At 47.8% G+C, this 19,200-nt stretch carries 12 protein-coding genes and 1 pseudogene; 4 read left to right on the plus strand and 9 right to left on the minus strand.

Annotated features, from left to right (window positions below; genetic code table 11):
• Nucleotides 1-9: 9 nt before the first annotated feature.
• From aceE to LU290_RS05905, 4 genes are all read right to left on the minus strand, one after another.
• The gene (gene aceE, locus LU290_RS05890; RefSeq protein ID WP_277807692.1) at nt 10-2,838 is read right to left on the minus strand and encodes a pyruvate dehydrogenase (acetyl-transferring), homodimeric type; all 2,829 of its coding nucleotides are present in this window, start codon (nt 2,836-2,838) and stop codon (nt 10-12) included.
• A 317-nt stretch (nt 2,839-3,155) separates the two neighbouring features.
• Nucleotides 3,156-3,629, minus strand: a complete 474-nt coding sequence (gene bfr / locus LU290_RS05895) for a bacterioferritin (protein ID WP_277809568.1) — start codon at nt 3,627-3,629, stop codon at nt 3,156-3,158.
• A 36-nt stretch (nt 3,630-3,665) separates the two neighbouring features.
• On the minus strand, nt 3,666-4,160 hold the full coding sequence (bfr, locus tag LU290_RS05900) for a bacterioferritin (protein ID WP_277807693.1): 495 nt from the start codon (nt 4,158-4,160) through the stop codon (nt 3,666-3,668).
• A 428-nt stretch (nt 4,161-4,588) separates the two neighbouring features.
• The gene (locus tag LU290_RS05905; RefSeq protein WP_277807694.1) at nt 4,589-4,783 is read right to left on the minus strand and encodes a (2Fe-2S)-binding protein; all 195 of its coding nucleotides are present in this window, start codon (nt 4,781-4,783) and stop codon (nt 4,589-4,591) included.
• A gap of 309 nt (nt 4,784-5,092) precedes the next feature.
• Here LU290_RS05905 and LU290_RS05910 point away from each other — a divergent pair, with 309 nt between their 5' ends.
• The gene (locus LU290_RS05910) at nt 5,093-6,505 is read left to right on the plus strand and encodes an L-serine ammonia-lyase (protein ID WP_277807695.1); all 1,413 of its coding nucleotides are present in this window, start codon (nt 5,093-5,095) and stop codon (nt 6,503-6,505) included.
• 203 nt (nt 6,506-6,708) lie between these two features.
• Here the strand turns inward: LU290_RS05910 and mqo are convergent.
• From mqo to argJ, 3 genes and pseudogenes are all read right to left on the minus strand, one after another.
• Nucleotides 6,709-8,316, minus strand: a pseudogene (mqo, locus tag LU290_RS05915) (malate dehydrogenase (quinone)); the annotation flags it as partial.
• A 205-nt stretch (nt 8,317-8,521) separates the two neighbouring features.
• Nucleotides 8,522-8,704: an NF038104 family lipoprotein gene (locus tag LU290_RS05920; protein ID WP_277809569.1), complete on the minus strand. Its 183-nt coding sequence runs from the start codon at nt 8,702-8,704 to the stop codon at nt 8,522-8,524.
• Between the two features lie 106 nt (nt 8,705-8,810).
• Nucleotides 8,811-10,025: a bifunctional glutamate N-acetyltransferase/amino-acid acetyltransferase ArgJ gene (gene argJ, locus LU290_RS05925; protein WP_277807696.1), complete on the minus strand. Its 1,215-nt coding sequence runs from the start codon at nt 10,023-10,025 to the stop codon at nt 8,811-8,813.
• A 371-nt stretch (nt 10,026-10,396) separates the two neighbouring features.
• Here argJ and LU290_RS05930 point away from each other — a divergent pair, with 371 nt between their 5' ends.
• Nucleotides 10,397-11,650 (plus strand): NRAMP family divalent metal transporter, encoded by a 1,254-nt coding sequence (locus LU290_RS05930; protein ID WP_277807697.1) that lies wholly within the window; start codon nt 10,397-10,399, stop codon nt 11,648-11,650.
• A 406-nt stretch (nt 11,651-12,056) separates the two neighbouring features.
• Complete coding sequence (locus tag LU290_RS05935; protein WP_277807698.1) at nt 12,057-13,058, plus strand: IS110 family RNA-guided transposase; 1,002 nt, start codon at nt 12,057-12,059, stop codon at nt 13,056-13,058.
• Between the two features lie 73 nt (nt 13,059-13,131).
• Here the strand turns inward: LU290_RS05935 and LU290_RS05940 are convergent, their stop codons facing one another.
• The gene (locus LU290_RS05940; protein ID WP_277807699.1) at nt 13,132-14,304 is read right to left on the minus strand and encodes a S1C family serine protease; all 1,173 of its coding nucleotides are present in this window, start codon (nt 14,302-14,304) and stop codon (nt 13,132-13,134) included.
• Nucleotides 14,305-14,603: 299 nt separating this feature from the next.
• On the opposite strand from LU290_RS05940, the gene LU290_RS05945 reads away from it, so the two are divergent.
• Nucleotides 14,604-15,365 carry a Nif3-like dinuclear metal center hexameric protein gene (locus LU290_RS05945; protein WP_277807700.1) on the plus strand — a complete coding sequence of 254 codons (762 nt, stop codon included), beginning with the start codon at nt 14,604-14,606 and terminating at the stop codon, nt 15,363-15,365.
• Between the two features lie 965 nt (nt 15,366-16,330).
• Here LU290_RS05945 and LU290_RS05950 read toward each other — a convergent pair.
• Complete coding sequence (locus LU290_RS05950; RefSeq protein ID WP_277807701.1) at nt 16,331-19,099, minus strand: LysM peptidoglycan-binding domain-containing protein; 2,769 nt, start codon at nt 19,097-19,099, stop codon at nt 16,331-16,333.
• Nucleotides 19,100-19,200: the final 101 nt, after the last annotated feature.

The raw sequence follows: 19,200 nt of genomic DNA on the forward strand, positions 1-19,200 counted from the left end.
TTGGGTTATTTATTTGCTTGATTCTTGAATGTGGCTGTCATTGAGCAATGCCGCATCAGCCTTATCTTCGCTGCGACCTTCTTGGTCGATGGCATCATCACTTTCTTCAATCAGCTCAGGCACAGGTTTTGGTGCTTGAGTGACTTTCGGTGCTGGCGCATCTGGGAAGAAGTCATACTGTGGCTGTGGCTGCCATGCTGGTGGCTGATCGGCATCAATTTCAAAGCTGTTGATGGCATCTTGCACCAAGCGCACATCGATCTCGCCCTCATCGGCAAGTTTTTTCAAGGTAGCGACCACGATGTGCTCAGCATTGACATTAAAGAAACTGCGCAGCTTAGCACGGCTGTCCGAACGACCAAAGCCATCAGTACCTAGCGTTACATATGGGCGTGCGTCTGGTAGCCAGCCACGGATCTGCTCTGAGTAGTTACGCATGTAGTCGGTGGCAGCCACGACGATGCCTTTGTGCGGTGCCAACTGCTGAGTGACCCACGGCGTCTTTTGCTCGGCGGTTGGGTGTAGGCGGTTGTAGTCATCGCACGCCATGCCGTCACGAGTCAGCTCGTTAAAGCTTGTCACGCTCCACACATTGGCGCTGATGCCAAACTCATCTTTTAAGATGCGCGCAGCTTTTTGAACTTCACGCAAAATCACGCCAGAGCCAAGCAGCTGCACTTGGCTTGCGCCGTTGTCTTCTAGTAGGTACATACCACGCTTGATGCCTTCTTCTACGCCCTCTGGCATGGCAGCGTGCTCGTAGTTTTCATTCATCAAGGTGATGTAGTAATACACTCGTTCGCCCTCGCCATACATGCGGCGCAGACCGTCGTGCATGACGACTGCAAGCTCGTAGCCATAGCATGGATCGTAGGTGACACAGTTTGGTACGGTGCCAAATAAGATGTGGCTGTGACCGTCTTGGTGCTGCAAGCCTTCACCGTTTAGTGTCGTACGACCTGCTGTCGCACCGAACAAGAAACCTTGTGCTTGGCAGTCGCCCGCCGCCCACGCCAAGTCACCGATGCGCTGGAAGCCAAACATTGAGTAATAGATGTACATCGGAATCATCGGCAAGGCGTTCACAGAGTAACTGGTTGCCAGCGCAATCCACGCACTCATCGCCCCTGCCTCGTTGATGCCCTCTTCTAGCATGTGACCATCTTTTGCCTCACGGTAGCCCATGAGAGCCTCAGCATCTTCGGCGACATAGTTTTGACCTGCTGATGAATAAATGCCCAGCTGACGGAACATGCCTTCTAGACCAAAGGTACGCGCCTCGTCTGGTACGATTGGCACGACAAATTTATTCAGTGATTTGTCTTTTAATAGTGCTGACAACAGACGCACAAAGACCATCGTCGTTGATTGCTCTTTGCCTTTTGAGCCTTGCAGCACTTGATCAAAAATAGACAGCTCAGGAATCGGCAGCGGAATGTGACCGCTACGACGAGATGGCAAGTGACCACCCAATGACTCACGACGACCCATCAAATATTTGTACTCAGGGCTGTCCTCGCTTGGGCGATAAAATGGCAAGTCTTTGAGCTGCTCATCCGTCAATGGCAAATCAAAACGATCACGGAAATATTTCAAGCCGCTTTCGTCAATTTTCTTGATTTGGTGCGCTTTGTTCACCGATTGGATTTGGTTTGACAGACCATAGCCTTTAACCGTCTTAACAAGGATAACCGTTGGCTGACCCTTGGTTTTCATCGCCTCGGCATAAGCAGCATAGACTTTCTTAGGATCGTGACCGCCACGGTTTAGGTGCATGATCTCTTCGTCGGTCAAGTCTTTTGCCATCTCTTCAAGCTCTGGATATTTACCAAAGAACTCTTTACGCACAAAAGCACCATCACGAGCGGTGTACAGCTGATATTCACCATCCACCACTTCTTCCATGCGTTTTTTTAAGGCGCCAGAGGTGTCTTTGGCAAGTAGGCTGTCCCAGTGATCGCCCCAGATGACTTTAATGACACGCCAGCCTGCACCACGGAATACCGATTCTAGCTCTTGTATGATTTTACCATTACCACGCACAGGACCGTCTAGGCGTTGTAAGTTACAGTTGATGACCCAGATAAGATTATCCAGCTTTTCACGACCTGCCATCGAGATGGCGCCCAAGCTTTCTGGCTCGTCCGTCTCGCCATCACCCAAGAACGCCCACACTTTACGGTCTTCGTCTTTGATCAGACCACGGTTGGTCAGGTATTTTTGGTTACGGGCTTGGTAGATTGACATCAATGGACCAAGACCCATTGAGACGGTTGGAAATTGCCAATAATCAGGCATCAAATATGGGTGCGGATAGCTCGACAGACCCTTGCCATCGACTTCACGGCGGAAATTCACCAGCTGCTCTTCGGTCAGACGACCTTCAAGAAACGAGCGTGCGTACATGCCCGGCGCACCATGACCTTGATAATAAATCATGTCGCCACCGTGGTTTTCGCTCGGTGCACGCCAAAAATGGTTAAAACCCGTCTCATAAAGGGTCGCACTCGATGCAAAAGTCGCCAAATGCCCGCCCAAATCATCGCTGTTTTGGTTGGCACGCATGACCATGGCAAGCGCATTATAGCGAATCAAGGCACGCAATTTGCGCTCCATGAACAAATCGCCCGGATAAGTGGGCTCATCTTCGACAGGAATGGTGTTGATGTAGGCGGTATCTAGGCGGTTGAATGGCAGCCCCTCTTGCACAGCCATATTGTACAGTGATTTTAATAAAAATTGCGCACGATCTTTGTCGGCGTTTTTGATGACCGATTCAAAAGCATCGAGCCACTCTTGGGTTTCGATGTGATCGGGATCTTTATAGTAAGTTGTCATAAAGTTATCCTAGTTGAAGTTTTGCCAAAATTGGCGACGAAATAAAAGGTGCTGCCAAACTGCCACGCTTTGATGACAAATGGCACGGCTGTGCACTTTAAATACCTACCGAGTATTATAAAGGCTTTTTTGCAAAATGTTTATTGCTTTTAGAAAATACCAAAATTATGACTATTTTTTAAAAAAATACTCTTTGCAAATCAGCCTATTATAGCACATTTTTTGATTTTTAAATAAGAATTATCCTTATTTAAAAGATTTTTTTCAAACAAAAACCGACAAGCAGTAACACTTGTCGGCGTTTGGCAATCATCGTATTATTCATCGCCCACTTGCGATTGAATGTAGTTTTGAATGCCGATGGATTCGATTTTTTCTTGCTGAGTTTCTAGCCAGTCAATGTACTCTTCGTTGCCGTCTTTGAGCTTGGTCAAAATTTCACGAGAGACAAAATCTCGCTTTTGTTCGCACAAAGCAATGGCATCGAGCAAGACATCGTGCTTGCGCTCCTCTAGTTTTAGGTCGCAAGACAAAATCTCCTCTACGGTTTCACCAATCAACAGCTTGCCCAACTCTTGTAGATTTGGCAAGCCTTCAAGCAGCAAAATACGCTCAATCAGCTCATCAGACCATTTCATCTCTTGGATAGACTGCTTATAAAATGCGTCATTGAGCTCTTCGACGCCCCAGTTTTTGACAATGCGTGCGTGCAAAAAATATTGGTTGATGGCAATCAATGACTGACCAAGTACGGCGTTTAACGCACGGATGACTTCTTTATCGCCTTTCATCATTTATCCCCTTAATTATTCAGATTGACCATCAGATCAGTGAGCAGCGCCGACCATATTTGGCTCGGCAGTTTGACTTTGTAGGTAGTTTTGCAGACCCATCAAGTCAATCAGGCGAAGCTGTTTTTCTAGCCAATGAGCGTGGTCTTGCTCGGTATCTTCTAGCTGGCTAACCAGCATATCACGAGTGACATAGTCACGCTCTGCTTCGCACAAAGCAATGCCTTCTTTAAGGTGTTCTTGTACCGCATATTCTAGGTCAAGATCGCTTTTTAGCATGGCTGGCACATCAGCGCCGATGTTGATCTCGCCCACTTGCATGTTTGGCGTACCGCCCAGCATGATGATGCGGTTGATGATTAGGCGTGCGTGCAGCGTTTCGTCTTCCATCTCATGATAGATGCGGTCGTGCAATTTGCCCAGCTCCCACTCAGCGTACATTTGTGAGTGAATGAAATACTGATCACGCGCGCCAAGCTCACCTGCCAGTAGGAAATTTAGATAATCAATGACTTTTTGAGATGATTTCATGGACAGCTCCAACTTTGTGTAAAAATGACGATTGGCAAACTTCACCAATCCAGATGGAGATATATTAACACAAAAACGACAAAAGTCACGGCAAGTTTTGTATCGCTAACGAACTGATAACGAAATGCAATCTGCGAATGGGTCTTAAATTGAGAAAAGCTATGAATTAGCGCAAAGGGATTAACAAAAGAAAGTGATTCTTAATCAATTATATGTAACTAATTGATTTTATTGGTAATTTATATAAAGCAATGGATTGCAAAAGCAAGTATGTATCATTTGCAAGATGATTTTTTAAATTTTTGTTTGATTAAATTGTTAATCAATATTGATTGACAGCATCAATCAATAAGAATGATTGTCAGGTGCGCAAGGTGTGCTGGTAATCAGTAACAATCAAGCAACACATCTGATCGTCAAGCAGCCATTTAGCTTGCCATCACATCAATCGCCACAAAGTTGGCTTGATGTTCATCGATCAAATCCTGCACCATCGGCACGCAGCAGCCACAGCAAGTGCCTACCGACAGGCAATCTTGCAAACCTTTCATGCCGTCTACGCCTTGCTGCAAAGCAGTCTTGATCTGGGTGTCTTTGACATCGTGGCAGATACATACATACATGACTCATCTCCTGTACACGCTGATTGCATGGCAAAAAACTCGCTATTCATCAATCAGCCGAATTTAGCGCTTACTATAACAGCAATAATTCTTATTTGCAACACTTTTTGAGAATTTTTCTTATTTGATAAGGAAAATAAATAACAATCTGCTTAATGATTAAGAAAACCAAACATTCCTGAGTAAACCAGTCGGATATGATTCTTGGTGCGGTTTTATTTTTAAAATATCCTTAAATTTTCACCAAGATGATAAAAAAGGTCGATTTTGTGGCATAATACGCAATAATGAATAACAAAAGGAATGTTCATGATCAGTGTTTTTGATTTATTTAAAATTGGCATCGGTCCATCAAGCTCACACACGGTAGGTCCGATGGTGGCAGCGAACCGCTTTTTGGCACTGCTTGGCGACAAGGTGCATCAAGTGGTGCGAGTGCGTATTGATTTGTATGGCTCACTGTCCGCCACTGGCAAGGGTCATGCCACCGATACGGCGACGATATTGGGCTTGCTTGGGCACACTCCACGCACCATCGACACCACAAAAACCGACGAATACCTAGCACCTGCACTACAAGAAGGTCGCATGAAGTTGGGCGGTGTGCAAGACATTGAATTTAACTATGATCAAGACATCGTATGGTATGACGAGGTGACTTTGCCTTTTCACCCAAATGGCATGACGCTAAACGCCGTGCTTAACGATGGCGAGACGATCAGCCAGACTTATTATTCAGTGGGTGGCGGCTTTGTCATGGATAGCCAAGAAATCAATGCCGAAGCGACGGCTGATAATACTCATGACTTCCCCTATCCTTTTACGCTGGCGTCTGAATTGTCCGCCATCTGCGAGGCAAAGTCTTTAAACATCGCCGAGCTGATGCTAGTCAATGAAACTGCCATTCGCAGCGAAGAGGAAGTCAAAGACTATCTGACCGAAGTCTGGGAGGTCATGCAGGCGTGCGTCACCCAAGGGTGTAAGACTGACGGTATTTTGCCCGGCGGCTTAAATGTCAAACGCCGTGCCAAAGCCCTGTATGACCAGCTTTCCAAAGAATACGGCAAATCATCAGACGGCGGACTGCTTGCGATGGACTGGGTGGATTTGTACGCCCTTGCGGTCAATGAAGAAAATGCCGCTGGTGGTAAAGTCGTCACCGCCCCGACCAACGGTGCGGCAGGCATCATTCCTGCGGTTTTGCATTATTATCGTGGTTTTATTCCGTCATTTAGCTATCAAGGCGTGCGAGAATTTTTGCTTGTCGCTGGGGCGGTGGGTGCACTCATCAAGCAAAATGCATCCATCTCTGGGGCGGAAGTCGGCTGTCAAGGCGAGGTTGGCTCAGCGTGTGCGATGGCAGCGGCAGGTCTGGCTCATGTCATGGGTGGTAGTGTGGCGCAGTGCCTAAATGCTGCCGAGATTGGGCTTGAGCATAATTTGGGCTTAACCTGTGATCCGATTGCAGGATTGGTGCAAGTGCCTTGCATTGAGCGAAATGCGATGGCGTCGGTCAAGGCGATCAACGCTGCCCGTCTTGCCTTGCGTGGCGATGGCTCGCACCATGTGTCGCTGGATAAGGCGATTTTGACGATGAAAGAGACTGGGCGAGACATGATGGATAAATACAAAGAAACCGCTCGTGGCGGACTTGCCATCTATGCGGACAATCGCATTCCCACAGCCAGTGTGGGCGTGGTGGTTGGATTTAGCCAGTGCTAGCATCCTAAAATACGACTTTACATTAAATACAAACACCGCCTTAACAAAAAAAGAGCAATATTACATTGCTCTTTTTTATGGCTTATATGCGTCAAGTGCGCTTATGCGGCAGGTTTTTGAGTATTTGGCTCAACCACGATCACCGGCTTTTTGGCATCCGGTGATGGCGTAAACTTCGTCGGTGATGGCACAGTGACTGCGTCTTTTGGCGGAGGCAGCGTGTTGTTCTTTGAGGTATAAACCAAACCCAAAGTACGGCTGGTCTCGGTACGCACTTGGTCTAGCAGTAACGGATCTTTTGCCAAATCTTGCCCATAAGATGGGATGATTTGCGCCAGTTTGCCATTCCACTTGCCTGCCACTTCTTGCGGGAATGCCTTGCTCAGTAGTTCAAGCATCATATAAGGCGAGGTAGAGGCACCTGGAGACGCACCGAGCAGTGCGCTGACAGACGCATCTTCTGAAACAAAAATCTCTGTACCAAACTGCAATTTGGTCGGCTCATTTGGCAAAGTCTTGATGATTTGCACACGCTGACCGCCTTGCGCCTCTGTCCAGTCTTCCCATTTGGCATCTGGGTAGTATTTTTGTAGCTCGGCTAGTTTTTGTTGGTCAGACAGCGACACTTGGCTGATCAGATATTTCACCAGATCCAAATTTTCAAGACCTGATTTTGCCATCGGAATGGCGTTATCTTTGGTGGCTGCTGCCATCAAGTCGGTTTGCGAGCCGTTTTTCAAGAATTTATTAGAATAAGTGGCAAACGGTCCAAACAGCACATATTTTTTGCCATCGATATAGCGAGTGTCAATATGCGGCACAGACATCGGCGGCGCACCAAGCTCAGCACGACCATAGACTTTGGCAGTGTGTGCATTGACAATCTCAGGCTTGTCTGTCATCAAGAACAGACCGCCCACAGGGAAACCTGCATAATATTTGCTCTCTGGCAAGCCAGTCATTTGTAGCAGTTTGATTGCTGCACCGCCAGCACCGATGAACACATGACGAGCTTTGGTGTGCGTGGTTGTGCCGTCTTTTAAGTTTTTGACACTCACCGTCCAAGTGTTGTCATCATTACGGCTGATACCAGTAACTTCTGAGCTGACTGACAGCTTGAAGTTTTGGTTTTTGTTCAGGTGATCGACAAGCTGGGTGGTGATTGCCCCATAATTGACATCTGTACCAATGTCCATGCGAGTGGCGGCAATCTTTTGAGCCTCATCACGACCTTGCATGACAAGCGGTGCCCAGCTGCCCACCACAGCTTTATCTTCGGTATAAACCATGTCGCTAAACAGTGGTGACTGAATCATCGCTTGATGACGGCGTTTTAGAAAATCAACGCTGTCGCCCCACACGAAAGCAATGTGCGGCACTGGATTGATGAAAGTGGTTGGCTCGCCCAAAGCGCCTGCTTTGACTTGGTGCGACCAAAATTGCTTAGAGACTTCAAACTGAGCTGCGATTTTCTCGGCACGCTCAATAGAAATGCTGCCGTCTTTTTCTTCGGCGGTGTAGTTCATTTCCATAAAGCCTGAATGCCCCGTGCCAGCATTGTTCAGACCATTTGAGCTTTCTTGAGCCACTTGATCTAAGCGCTCATACATACGCACTTGCCAATCTGGCTCAAGTTCGGTCAAATAAGTACCCAGCGTGGCAGACATGATACCACCGCCGATCAACACGACATCAACCGTCTCGCCATCAGCATTCACCGCTTTTGACGCGACAGGACGATATAAAAAAGCGAGAATGGCGACCAAAATGATCGCAAGCAAAATCGCTACCGTAATGAGGATTTTTTTCATAAACAAACCTAAATGATGAGTGGCCTTGGTCTCCTAGCCTTCAAGCATCAGGCAATCTTAGCCACAAAAAAAGACTTGACCTTCTAAGTCAAGTCCATAAACTAAAAAATCAGGGGCGCTATTATAAAGCAAATCTATCAAAAAGTCTTAACTTTATTGCCCCATTCTGACGCAATGTGACAAAAATACAACAACCAAAAGCAAATCAGTCGTCTTTTTTGTCTTTTTTGTCTTTTTTGCTGTCGCCTGGCACCACAGCACGCACCACGGCAGCCGTGCCTTTTGCCACGCCTTTGGTGGTCTTGTAGGCAACTTTGACAGGCGTGGTGACGATTTTATGCACGCAACCTGTCAGCACCAAGCTGCCTAACAATACCGCAACAATCATGATGTTTTTCTTGGCAAAAGTCGCCAAAATGCGATGAAAACCAGTGATGAAAGTCATAAAAACCCCAATGAATAAAAAAATAAATCAACAATGGATAACGATGCAATCAGCTGCGATAATCGGCATTGATACTGACATATTCATGCGACAAATCGCAAGTATATACAGTGTCCGTACAGTCGCCCTGCCCCAAGTCAATCAGCACCGTAATTTCAGGGCGACTCATGACCGCCTGCCCCATCTCTTCGGTGTAGCCGTCCGCCAAACCGCCACGCTGACAAATCAGTACTTCGTCCAAAGACACATTCACTTGCGTCTGATCAATGGCAACGCCAGCATAGCCCACCGCTGCCAAGATGCGCCCCCAGTTTGGATCAGATGCAAAAAACGCCGTCTTAACCAATGGCGAATGCGCCACCGCATAAGCAACTTTGGTACAGTCTTCGGTAGACTTCCCGCCTTTGACCGTCACCGTGATGAATTTGCTCGCCCCTTCGCCATCACGCACGATGAGCTGAGCGATGGTCAACATGACTTCTTTGATGGCTTGATACACCGCTTGATAATGCGGATGCGTGTCGCTGTCAATCAGCTCGCCCGCCTTGCCAGTGGCGATCAGCGTACAGCAGTCATTGGTAGAAGTATCGCCATCAATGGTGATGCGGTTGAAACTTTGGTTGGTCAAATCGCTTAGGATGGTTTGTAATAAGCCTTGCTCAATGTGAGCGTCTGTCGCCACAAAGCCAAGCATGGTCGCCATGTTTGGGCGAATCATGCCTGCGCCTTTACTAATGCCAGTTATCGTATAAGTCGTGCCATCAACGGTGGTCTGGACGCTGTGTCCTTTTGGTGTGGTGTCGGTAGTCATGATGGCGTGAGCGGCATTTAGCCAGTTATCCGCCTGCAAATCCGCCAAAGCACCGTCCAGCCCTGCAATGATACGCTCGCTGGGCAATGTCTCGCCAATCACGCCAGTAGAATACGGCAAAACCTGCTCAGTCTTAACGCCTACTTTTTGTGCAAGTGCCTGACAAGTGGCATAGGCTCGATCCAAGCCGTCCTGCCCTGTGGCGGCATTGGCATTGCCAGTATTGATCAGTAGATGGCGTGGGCTGTCTGCCACAATGTGCTGACGAAGTAGCTGTACAGGGGCGGCAGCAAAGCCATTTTGGGTGGTGACGACCGCAGTATTCGCCCCTTCGGCAATTTCAAATACCGTCAAATCACGGCGATTTTCGTAGCGGACGGCGGCTTGAGTAATGCCAATTTTTACGCCATCAATCGGCAACAATGGCACCAAAGTTACATTTCCAACTGGCATAAAGCACCTTTTTTTTTGTCAATTTATCATGACATCTTAAAACTCTATCGCTTTAAGATTATTTTTAAAATTTTTTTAGACAGTCTTTACAAAACAGATGCCAGCAGCCATATCGATCACACGCAGGCATCTTTTGGCATAATTTACCACAAAACACTCATAAAATAAACGCACAATGAATGAAAAACCACCCAAACCTTCACCACCGCCCATCACAATAAATCAACACAGCCATGACAATCAAAATACTTTCATAACTATTTCATAACCATTGGATATATATAGCATGAATAAAATTCATCATTATTGTGATGGCATTTCTTACGCTTTTGTTTTAGTATGTGAATTTTTATGAATCCTTTGGTGAATTTATGACTGATTTATCACACATCGGCACAAGCAAAAAGCTAGATTGGAAGGCATTTGGACCCGGTATTTTGATGGCATCGGCGGCGATCGGTGGTTCGCACTTGATTTCATCGACGCAAGCAGGCGCACTGTACGGCTGGCAGCTGGCAATCATGATCATTCTTGCCAACCTGTTCAAATACCCATTTTATCGCTTTGGCACGGAGTATGCGTACAGCACTGGCAACAGCCTAGTTGCAGGCTACGCCAAAAAATCAAGAGTCTATCTGTGGGTGTTTTTCATTCTGTGCATCATCTCAGGCATCATCAGCACAGGCGCGGTGTCTTTATTGTGCGCCGTGATCTTAGGTCACATGCTGCCATTGGAGATGAGTACCATGACGCTGTCTGCCATCGTCATGATTTCATCTTGGGTTTTGTTGATCGCAGGTCACTATAAAGCACTGGACAACATCACCAAATGGATCATCGCAGCCCTTACCATCGCCACCATCATCGCTGTATTCATCGCAGCTGGCAAGCCTTCGGTAGTCACCCCTGACTTCATCGAAGCCTCACCTTGGAATCTGGCAGCACTTGGCTTTATCATCGCTTTGATGGGGTGGATGCCAGCACCGCTTGAATTTTCGGCCATCACCTCAGTCTGGACCGCCAAAAAAATCAAAACCGACCACACCAGCCGCTATCAAGGCATGATTGATTTTAATGTGGGCTACTTGGTGTCAGCCGTGCTGGCGCTGTTCTTTTTGGCGCTTGGCGTGTTCGTACAGTATGGCTCAGGACAAGAAATCGCCATGCAAGGCGGTGCTTATGTCGGTCAGCTCATCGAAATGTACACACAGACCATCGGCTCATGGTCAAAGCTGCTTGTGACTTTCGTGGCATTCTTGTGTATGTTTGGCACAGTAATCACCTGCATGGACGGCTACGGACGCACCAACGCCGAAAGCCAATCTTTGATCAAATCTGGCACCACCGAGTTTACCGAAAACTATGTCAAGCTGTGGACGACTTTTACTGGTGTGTGCGCTTATATCTTGATCGCATTTTTCCTAGGACAAATGGCAGCACTGCTTAAATTTGCCATGATCAGTGCCTTTGTGACCGCACCGATTTTTGCTTATTTGAACTACTCACTCATCAAATCCGAAGGCCAATTAACCAGCTTTATGAAATACTTTGCCATCGCAGGCATCATTTTCCTAAGTGGCTTTTCGGTGCTGTTTTTGTTGCAGTTTTTTAAGATCATCGGTTAAGCATTCAGTCTTAAATGAAAGCTTAAAAATAAAAATAAACCTGTCATCTGACAGGTTTATTTTTTGGTTTTGAAAATACTCCAACCGAATGGCAAAATTGCTACAAAATCGTACGGTCATGTAAGGTGGGACTAGCCTGTCGTTTTGATGCAACTTATTGATTTCGTTGGGTTTCGCTCCCAAACCCAACCTTGTATCTCACCACCAAGACTAGCTATCTTGGTGATGGCATGGTAGATTATACCATCACCCTAAGTTACTTGGTAGTTTCTACCCAACCTGAGTACTTTGATGCTGTCTCGTAGATTAAACCCAAGTAGCTTTCTTATCATCGTACAATCTGAATGGTATCCAAGCGCTTGATTGATTTTCAATCATGACGCTGAATGAACAAGGCTAGATGACAATGACTTATTATGTTGGTATTGATGTTAGCAAGCACAAGCTGGATGTGGCTTGGCTTAAAGAGTTAAGTACAATGAAAGTCAAAACCAAAGTCTTTAATAATCACTTTGATGACTTTGAACACATCATTCATTGGCTTAAAACCAATCTTGGTGCAAGTGTCAGCTTTAACGACATTCATCTTATTATGGAAGCCACAGGGGTATATCACGAACCTTTGGCGTATTATTTACACGATTTAGGCTTTAAAGTCTCTATCATCAATCCTGCCTTTGTCAAACACTATGCGGACAGTTTAGGCGTAAGACAAAAGACAGATAAAAAAGACAGTATTGTCCTTGCCAGATATGGCAGAGCCACCCACCCTGATGCTTGGATTGCCCCAAGTATTGAAGCTCGTCATTTAAAGTCTTTGCTTTCTCGTCTTGATGCTCTAAATGAAGACTTACAGCGAGAAGAAAACCGCAAAGAAAAAGCAGAAGTGGCAGACACAACCCCCATTGTTAAACAATCCATTGACGAGATGATTGTGGCATTAAAATTGGCAATCAGCAAATTAAACGATGACATTGACACTCATATCAACAACCACCCCAAACTTAAAGAAGAGCAAACACTCTTACAAAGCATCAAAGGAGTGGGACAGGTGGTGTCAAGACAAATGCTTAGTTTGTTTAATACCAAACAATTTAACAATGCCAAACAAGTCTCTGCTTTTTTAGGGTTGATTCCCAAACAACAAGAATCAGGATTGTTTAAAGGCAGATCAAGACTTGCCAAAACAGGCAATGCTCAATTAAGAGCTAAGCTGTATATGGCAGCAGTCGTTGCCACCAAGTACAATCCAGACATTAAAGACCAATACGAACGCTTACAACAAAATGGCAAATGCAAAATGCAAGCTTTATGTGCTTGTATGCGTAAATTGGTGCAAATCTGCTTTGGTGTGATCAAACACCAAACTCCCTACACCCCACAAGTTAGGATAGATAATATGGCTTGACAAGGGGTGGGGAGAGATGGTATCTACGCTCAGAACGAATTTTGTGGTAGTTTTAAAGTTGTTTGGGTATAAATCAGCGGCTGCGGCTGGGTCTTTCACCCAGTGTCACGCTCAGAGTCAAAGGCTTGCCATCTCGCAGGATTTGCGCCTCCAAGGTGGTGTTTGGGGCGTGCTTGGCGATGATGCCTGTCAGCGTATTGGCGGTGTCGGTGGGTACGCCATTAAGACTTACGATGACATCACCCGCCTGAATGCCTGCTTGGGCGGCAGGCGTGCCTTCCCAGACCTGAGACACCAGCACGCCTTGGCTGGATTCTAGGCTGATGGGATTATTTGCCGTCTGAGCGATGCCCACTCCAAGCCAGCCACGGCTGACCTTGCCGTTTGTGATGAGTGCATTCATGACCTGCTCGATGATGCTGGTCGGAATGGCAAAGCCAATGCCCATCGAGCCGCCCGAGCGTGAATAAATGACCGTGTTAATGCCAATCAAAGCACCATCAGCATCGACCAGCGCGCCGCCTGAGTTGCCAGGGTTGATGGCGGCGTCAGTTTGGATAAAGTCCTCAAAGCTGCTCACCCCAAGCCCTGCTCGCCCTGTGGCAGAGATGATGCCTTGGGTGACAGTCTGCCCCACGCCAAAGGGGTTGCCAATGGCGAGCGCCACATCACCCACGCTGATGGGCTGACTGCGAAAAGCAAGCGGCTCTAAGTCGTCCAGCTCCACCTTAATCACCGCCAAATCACTGTCCTCATCACTGCCCACCACCTTGGCACGGGTCTTTCTGCCATCGCTGAGTGCCACGATGATCTCATCGGCCTGGCTGACGACATGAGCATTGGTGACAATATAGCCATCTTTTGAGACGATCACGCCTGAGCCAAGGTTTGCGCCCTGCTGCGCACTTTGCCCGCCATAATAACGCTCAAAAAGCTCTCTTAAAGCAGGGTCATCCATATAAGGATGCTTGATGGTCTGCGTGGTGTAGATATTGACCACAGATTTGGCGGCACGCGCCACCGCCTCTTTATACGAGCTGACGACAGGCGCTGATGTTGTGGGCGGTTCGGCGGTGGGCGGTGTCCACGCTTGGCTTTGAGTGACAGGCTCGCTCACCTCTTTGGCAGGCGTGTGCTGAAAAAACATCCAATACAAAGCCGCCGCCAACACTGCTGCGATGAGCCACGGCAAAATCACCCAAAAGCTGGCGCCTTTTTGACTGGTAAATCTGGCAAGCTGATTCATGTTCGATCCTTAAAAATAACAACTCTCAGACGAATGAAAGTTCGGCTGATTATATGATACAGCACCAATATTGGGGCAGTTTTGCAAGGATAAAGTGATTGATGGTATTTTTTTATCAAATCTGACCGAGCGCTTACAAGTTTTGCGCAAGTCTATATCAGTTTGCACAAATGACAAAAAGTCGTTAAAATGCCACTTTATATGATCAAGTTAATACGATCACAACGCCGCCTGCTTTGCACTGGGCGGATTTGGCGTATGATTTTAAACCCCTTTTTATTTTTAAATTAAGGCACACCATGACTACGATTCACCCAGCCCAACTGGCTCAATTTTGTGACGACTATTTATCCGCCAGCGAATTTGACGACTATTGCCCAAACGGGCTGCAAGTCGATGCAGACACCCCCATCACCAAAATCATCACTGGCGTCACTGCTTGCCAAGCGCTGATCGATGCCGCCATCGCTGAAAAAGCCCAAGCCATCGTCGTGCATCATGGCTACTTTTGGAAAGGCGAGCCTTCGCCGTTGGTCGGCATGAAAGGTCGTCGTGTGCGCACGCTCATGCAGCATGGCATCTCGCTCATCGCTTATCATCTGCCACTCGACGCCCACCCCACCATCGGCAATAACGCCCTACTTGCCCAAGGCCTAGATCTGCACATCGAAGGTGCGCTGCACCCCCATCAAAAACACCCTGTGGGCAACATCGCCACCTGCTCGCCCATCAGCCCTGCTAAGCTTGCCCAAAAAATCAGCGACAAACTTGGGCGAGCACCGCTACACATCGCCAGCGGTAAAGAAACCCTAACCAAAATCGCCTTGTGCACTGGTGGCGCTCAGGACATGATCGAGCAAGCCGCCAAGATGGGCTGCGATGCGTTCATCTCAGGTGAAATCTCAGAGCGCACCACGCACGCTGCCCGTGAGCTTGGGCTGGACTACTTTGCCGCAGGTCATCACGCCACCGAACGCTATGGCGCGCGTGCCTTGGGTGAGGTCTTGGCGGCGCATTTTGGCATCGAGGTGAAATTTGTGGACATTGATAATCCTGCTTGATTGACCGAAAATGCACTCTGACCCATGCTCATTTTGGCAAATATAGTAGGCTTACAGGAAAATAATCCATGAAACAAGCTCATGCATCACGGTATCGTGATTTGATGGCATTAAGATTAAAAGTCTTTTTTTTATGCCGCTTGCGCTACTCATATTTGCCGCATTTTTGATCAATATGGGAGTGCATATTGTGATCGTGACGGCTATGGTGGCAGGCTGTCTGTATTTTGCAATGTTTTATTTTCTAAGCAAAAACATCTGTCCTTGGTGCAAGGGATGCTTTTTTAGTTTTAGTGGATTGCATGATCAGAAGCTTGCCAATGTCATTTTCGCCAAAAAATGTCAGCACTGCGGCAAGCCTAATGCAGAGGATTTATAGGTGGTGTGGGTATGGGTGGATGACGAACAACCCACCCTAGATGGCGTAAGTGTTGGATTTGTTGGTTTCTAGACAAGGCTTAATCTGGTTTGCCACAGTTGATGCATTTGGTTTGGGTAAATATGTTAAAGCTAATGTCTCGTGAACCATCTTTTTTATTCAAAAAGAATGAGTTTTTACAAAATGGGCATATGTTGATTTTTCTAAACCAAGCATCTATCAAGCCAGCTATAATTACACCAACCATAACTATCATTATTGGATTTGTGATATTAAAAAAAACCAATAATAGAGAAGTGGATAGCTAAGCTAATCGGTGGAGATACAAAAAATATTGTATTTTTTCTAGATATGAGTTTATTGTATGCTAGTTTTGTTTCTGCTTCCATCTCTTTCTTTCCTCTTCTTCTTTCTTGCGTTTATAACCACCATCTTCAAAAACATCAGCATGTAGATTGGACTGAGAACAACCCAACCATCCACCCCCAACCCATTGAATTTATTAAGTTTTATAAAACCCAATCCACAGGCTGATATATCAGCAAAAAACCACACGAAATGCCGTGTGGTTTTTATTGTGCCATGATTATTTGTTTGGCACTGTCAGGGTCTGCCCAATGCGAAGGTTGGCATTGGTTTCCAGATTATTCATCTTTGCCAGTTCATCGACGCTAATGCCATAGCGGCGAGCCAAAGAGATGAGACCATCGCCAGACTTGACACGATAGGTGGTGGTCAGCTTAGGCAGCTTGATGGTCTGACCTTGGCGCAGCTGAGCATTGGTAGCAAGCCCGTTGAGCTTGGCAAGGTCTGCCAAAGATACGCCATGCTTTCTGGCAAGCTGCGTTAGGTTATCGCCACTTTGCACGGTGTAGTTTTCAGTCGCTGTTGAGTTGGTCGCTGCCGTAGTGCTGGCAGTGCTTGTGCGTGTAGGCGCTTGATTTGTGCGTGCAGGCGCTTGGGCTGGCTCGGCTTTGGCGGCTGGTGCTGCCGTCTTGGTGCCAGCAGCAGGAATGGTGATGGTCGTGCCAAGCAGTAGGTTGGCGGTGCGAGTCAGATTGTTTGCCGCTGCAAGCTCATCGATGCTGATGCCGTGTCTTGATGCCACGGAAGTCAAGCTGTCGCCTGCCTTGACGGTGTATTTGACTGGCTGATTATTAAGCTTACGAGTGACGGCTGTGCTTGTGGCTGGTACTTTGATGGTTCGCCCTGCGATGAGATTTGCATTTGCCGAGAAGTCGTTCAAAGCAGCGATGGCAGCAGGCGTCACTCCCAGACTGTTTGCGATGCCTGTTAGAGTGTCGCCCGCTTTGACGGTGTAATTGGATGTATTTGCCGCAGCAGCACTGTCTGTACGCTGAGTATTGGTCGTGCGTGCAGAGGTGGTGCTGGCGGTATTTGTCGATGCACTGGCAGATGCTTTGGCGACTGGGACTTTTAGGCTTTGACCGATGAACAGCCCTTGGGTCGGCTCAATATTATTTAAGGCTGCCAATTCTTGAATGCTGATCTCATGTCTGCGAGCCAGCATGGTCAAGCTCTCCCCTACTTGCACTCTGTGCGTGGTGGTCTTGATGGCAGGTGCGCTGGTGGTTCTGGTGGGGGCGGCTGCCGTCTGAGTAGGCTGAGGCTGAACAGGCTGAGCCTTGACTTTGCCCGGAACGAGCCACAGCTTTTGTCCACGCTGTACATAGGCATTGGTTGCAAGGTTGTTGTAGCTTGCCAACTGACTGACCGTCAGACCATTCGCTGCGGCGATGCCCGTTAAGGTATCGCCTGCCTTGACAGTGTAGCTTTCAGGTTTTGATACAGGCTTTGGCGCTGGGGTCTGTGCTGCACGGGCAGGCGTGCTGACGACTGGCGCAGGCTCAGGCACGGCAGGCATCGGGGTTGGCATGGTGTAGTCCACGCTTGGAGCGGGCTGAGTCTGGCTAGGTACTGGCGCAGAAGTCTGGGCAGCACTGGTATTCGATGGGCCTGTGTAGCTGAGCGTCTTAGTCTGACCACGAGATTCCAAAACCGACTGGGCGGTTTGTAAGGCATCTAGCTGAATGTTGCCATCATTAGGGTTGACCGCTTGCACCACTTCGTTGGTGCTCGACTGAATCTGAGCGGCAATGAAATTGCGCTCTTCTTGGGTGATCGCAGGCTCTTGGACGATGGTGTTGTATGAGGTGACCTGTGCGATGGTCGTCGGCAGTGTGTTTGACTGCATCAGCTCTCTTTGTGAGCTGGCGTTGGTCTGCACACCAGACTTTGGCAAGACATATTGCGTGGTCTGCGCAGGTGCAGTGGCAATAAAATCGCCGCCGTAGCCATAGCCTGTCAGTGCTGAGATTCGCTCATCCACAGAGGCGGTTAGGCTGTCAGGAATGACGATGCGGTTTGGACCTGCTGTATCGACGACAAAATTTGTCAAAGCAGGGTTGAGCAGACGCAGCTCATCAAAAGGCACGCCTGTCACAGAGGCGATCTCTTGTAGGCTCACACCATAATTGGCAGGTACGGTTCTAAAATGCGAATGGTTGGCGATGGCAGGCAAATTGACACCATAGCTTGATGGCGAAGCGACAATCTGGGAAACGGCAATGAATCTAGGTACATAGTTCATCGTCTCGGTCGGCAGCTTTAATGACCAATAATCGGTCGGTAGCCCTGCCGCCTCATTTGCCTTGATGGCACGAGACACACGACCCGGACCTGCATTATACGCCGCAAGTGCCAGCTCCCATGAGCCAAACTGATTATAAAGACTGGTCAAAAAGTCATAAGCTGCTCGGGTGGACTCAATGACATCACGGCGACCGTCATATGTTGCGCTTTGATTTAGTCCATAAATACGACCTGTACTTGGAATGAACTGCCAAAGACCTGCGGCAGCGGCATTTGAAGTAGCAGAAGGATCATAGGAGCTTTCGATGATTGGCAGTAACGCAAGCTCAGTCGGAATGCCTCGTCTTTCGGCCTCTGTCACGGTGTGATGCAGATAACGAGACGCACGAGCCGTCAGGCGATCCAAATAGCTTTGGCGGCTATAAAACCATGACTTTTGCGCCTCGATGCGTGCATTGTAGGTGTCGCCCATGCGGTAGCCACGGCGGATTCTGTCCCATAGGTTGCCATAGCGCTGCACACTCAGTGCATCTCCCTCCACCATGCTCATGTCGGTGGCTTGTAAAAGCCCTTCCAATTCATCGAGCATCGCCTCATCTAAGACGCCAGCGTAGCCTGACTGCTGCGTGGCAGGCGTGGTGCGCTGTACGGTAGGCGTGACTGTGCCAGTCGGCGTGGTTCTTGGTGTACTGCTACACGCCGCCAGCACACACGCCGACACCGCCAAGGCAAGTGGTTTCATCAGTCTAATTTTTTCGGTGGCGGGATGAGTTGTTGTCGTGATAAGGTCGCTTTTTGGCGCTAAATGTGGCATGATGAAACCCTTTATACCTATAAATAAAA

The sequence above is a fragment of the Moraxella nasibovis genome (assembly GCF_029581575.1).
GTDB classification, from domain to species: domain Bacteria; phylum Pseudomonadota; class Gammaproteobacteria; order Pseudomonadales; family Moraxellaceae; genus Moraxella; species Moraxella nasibovis.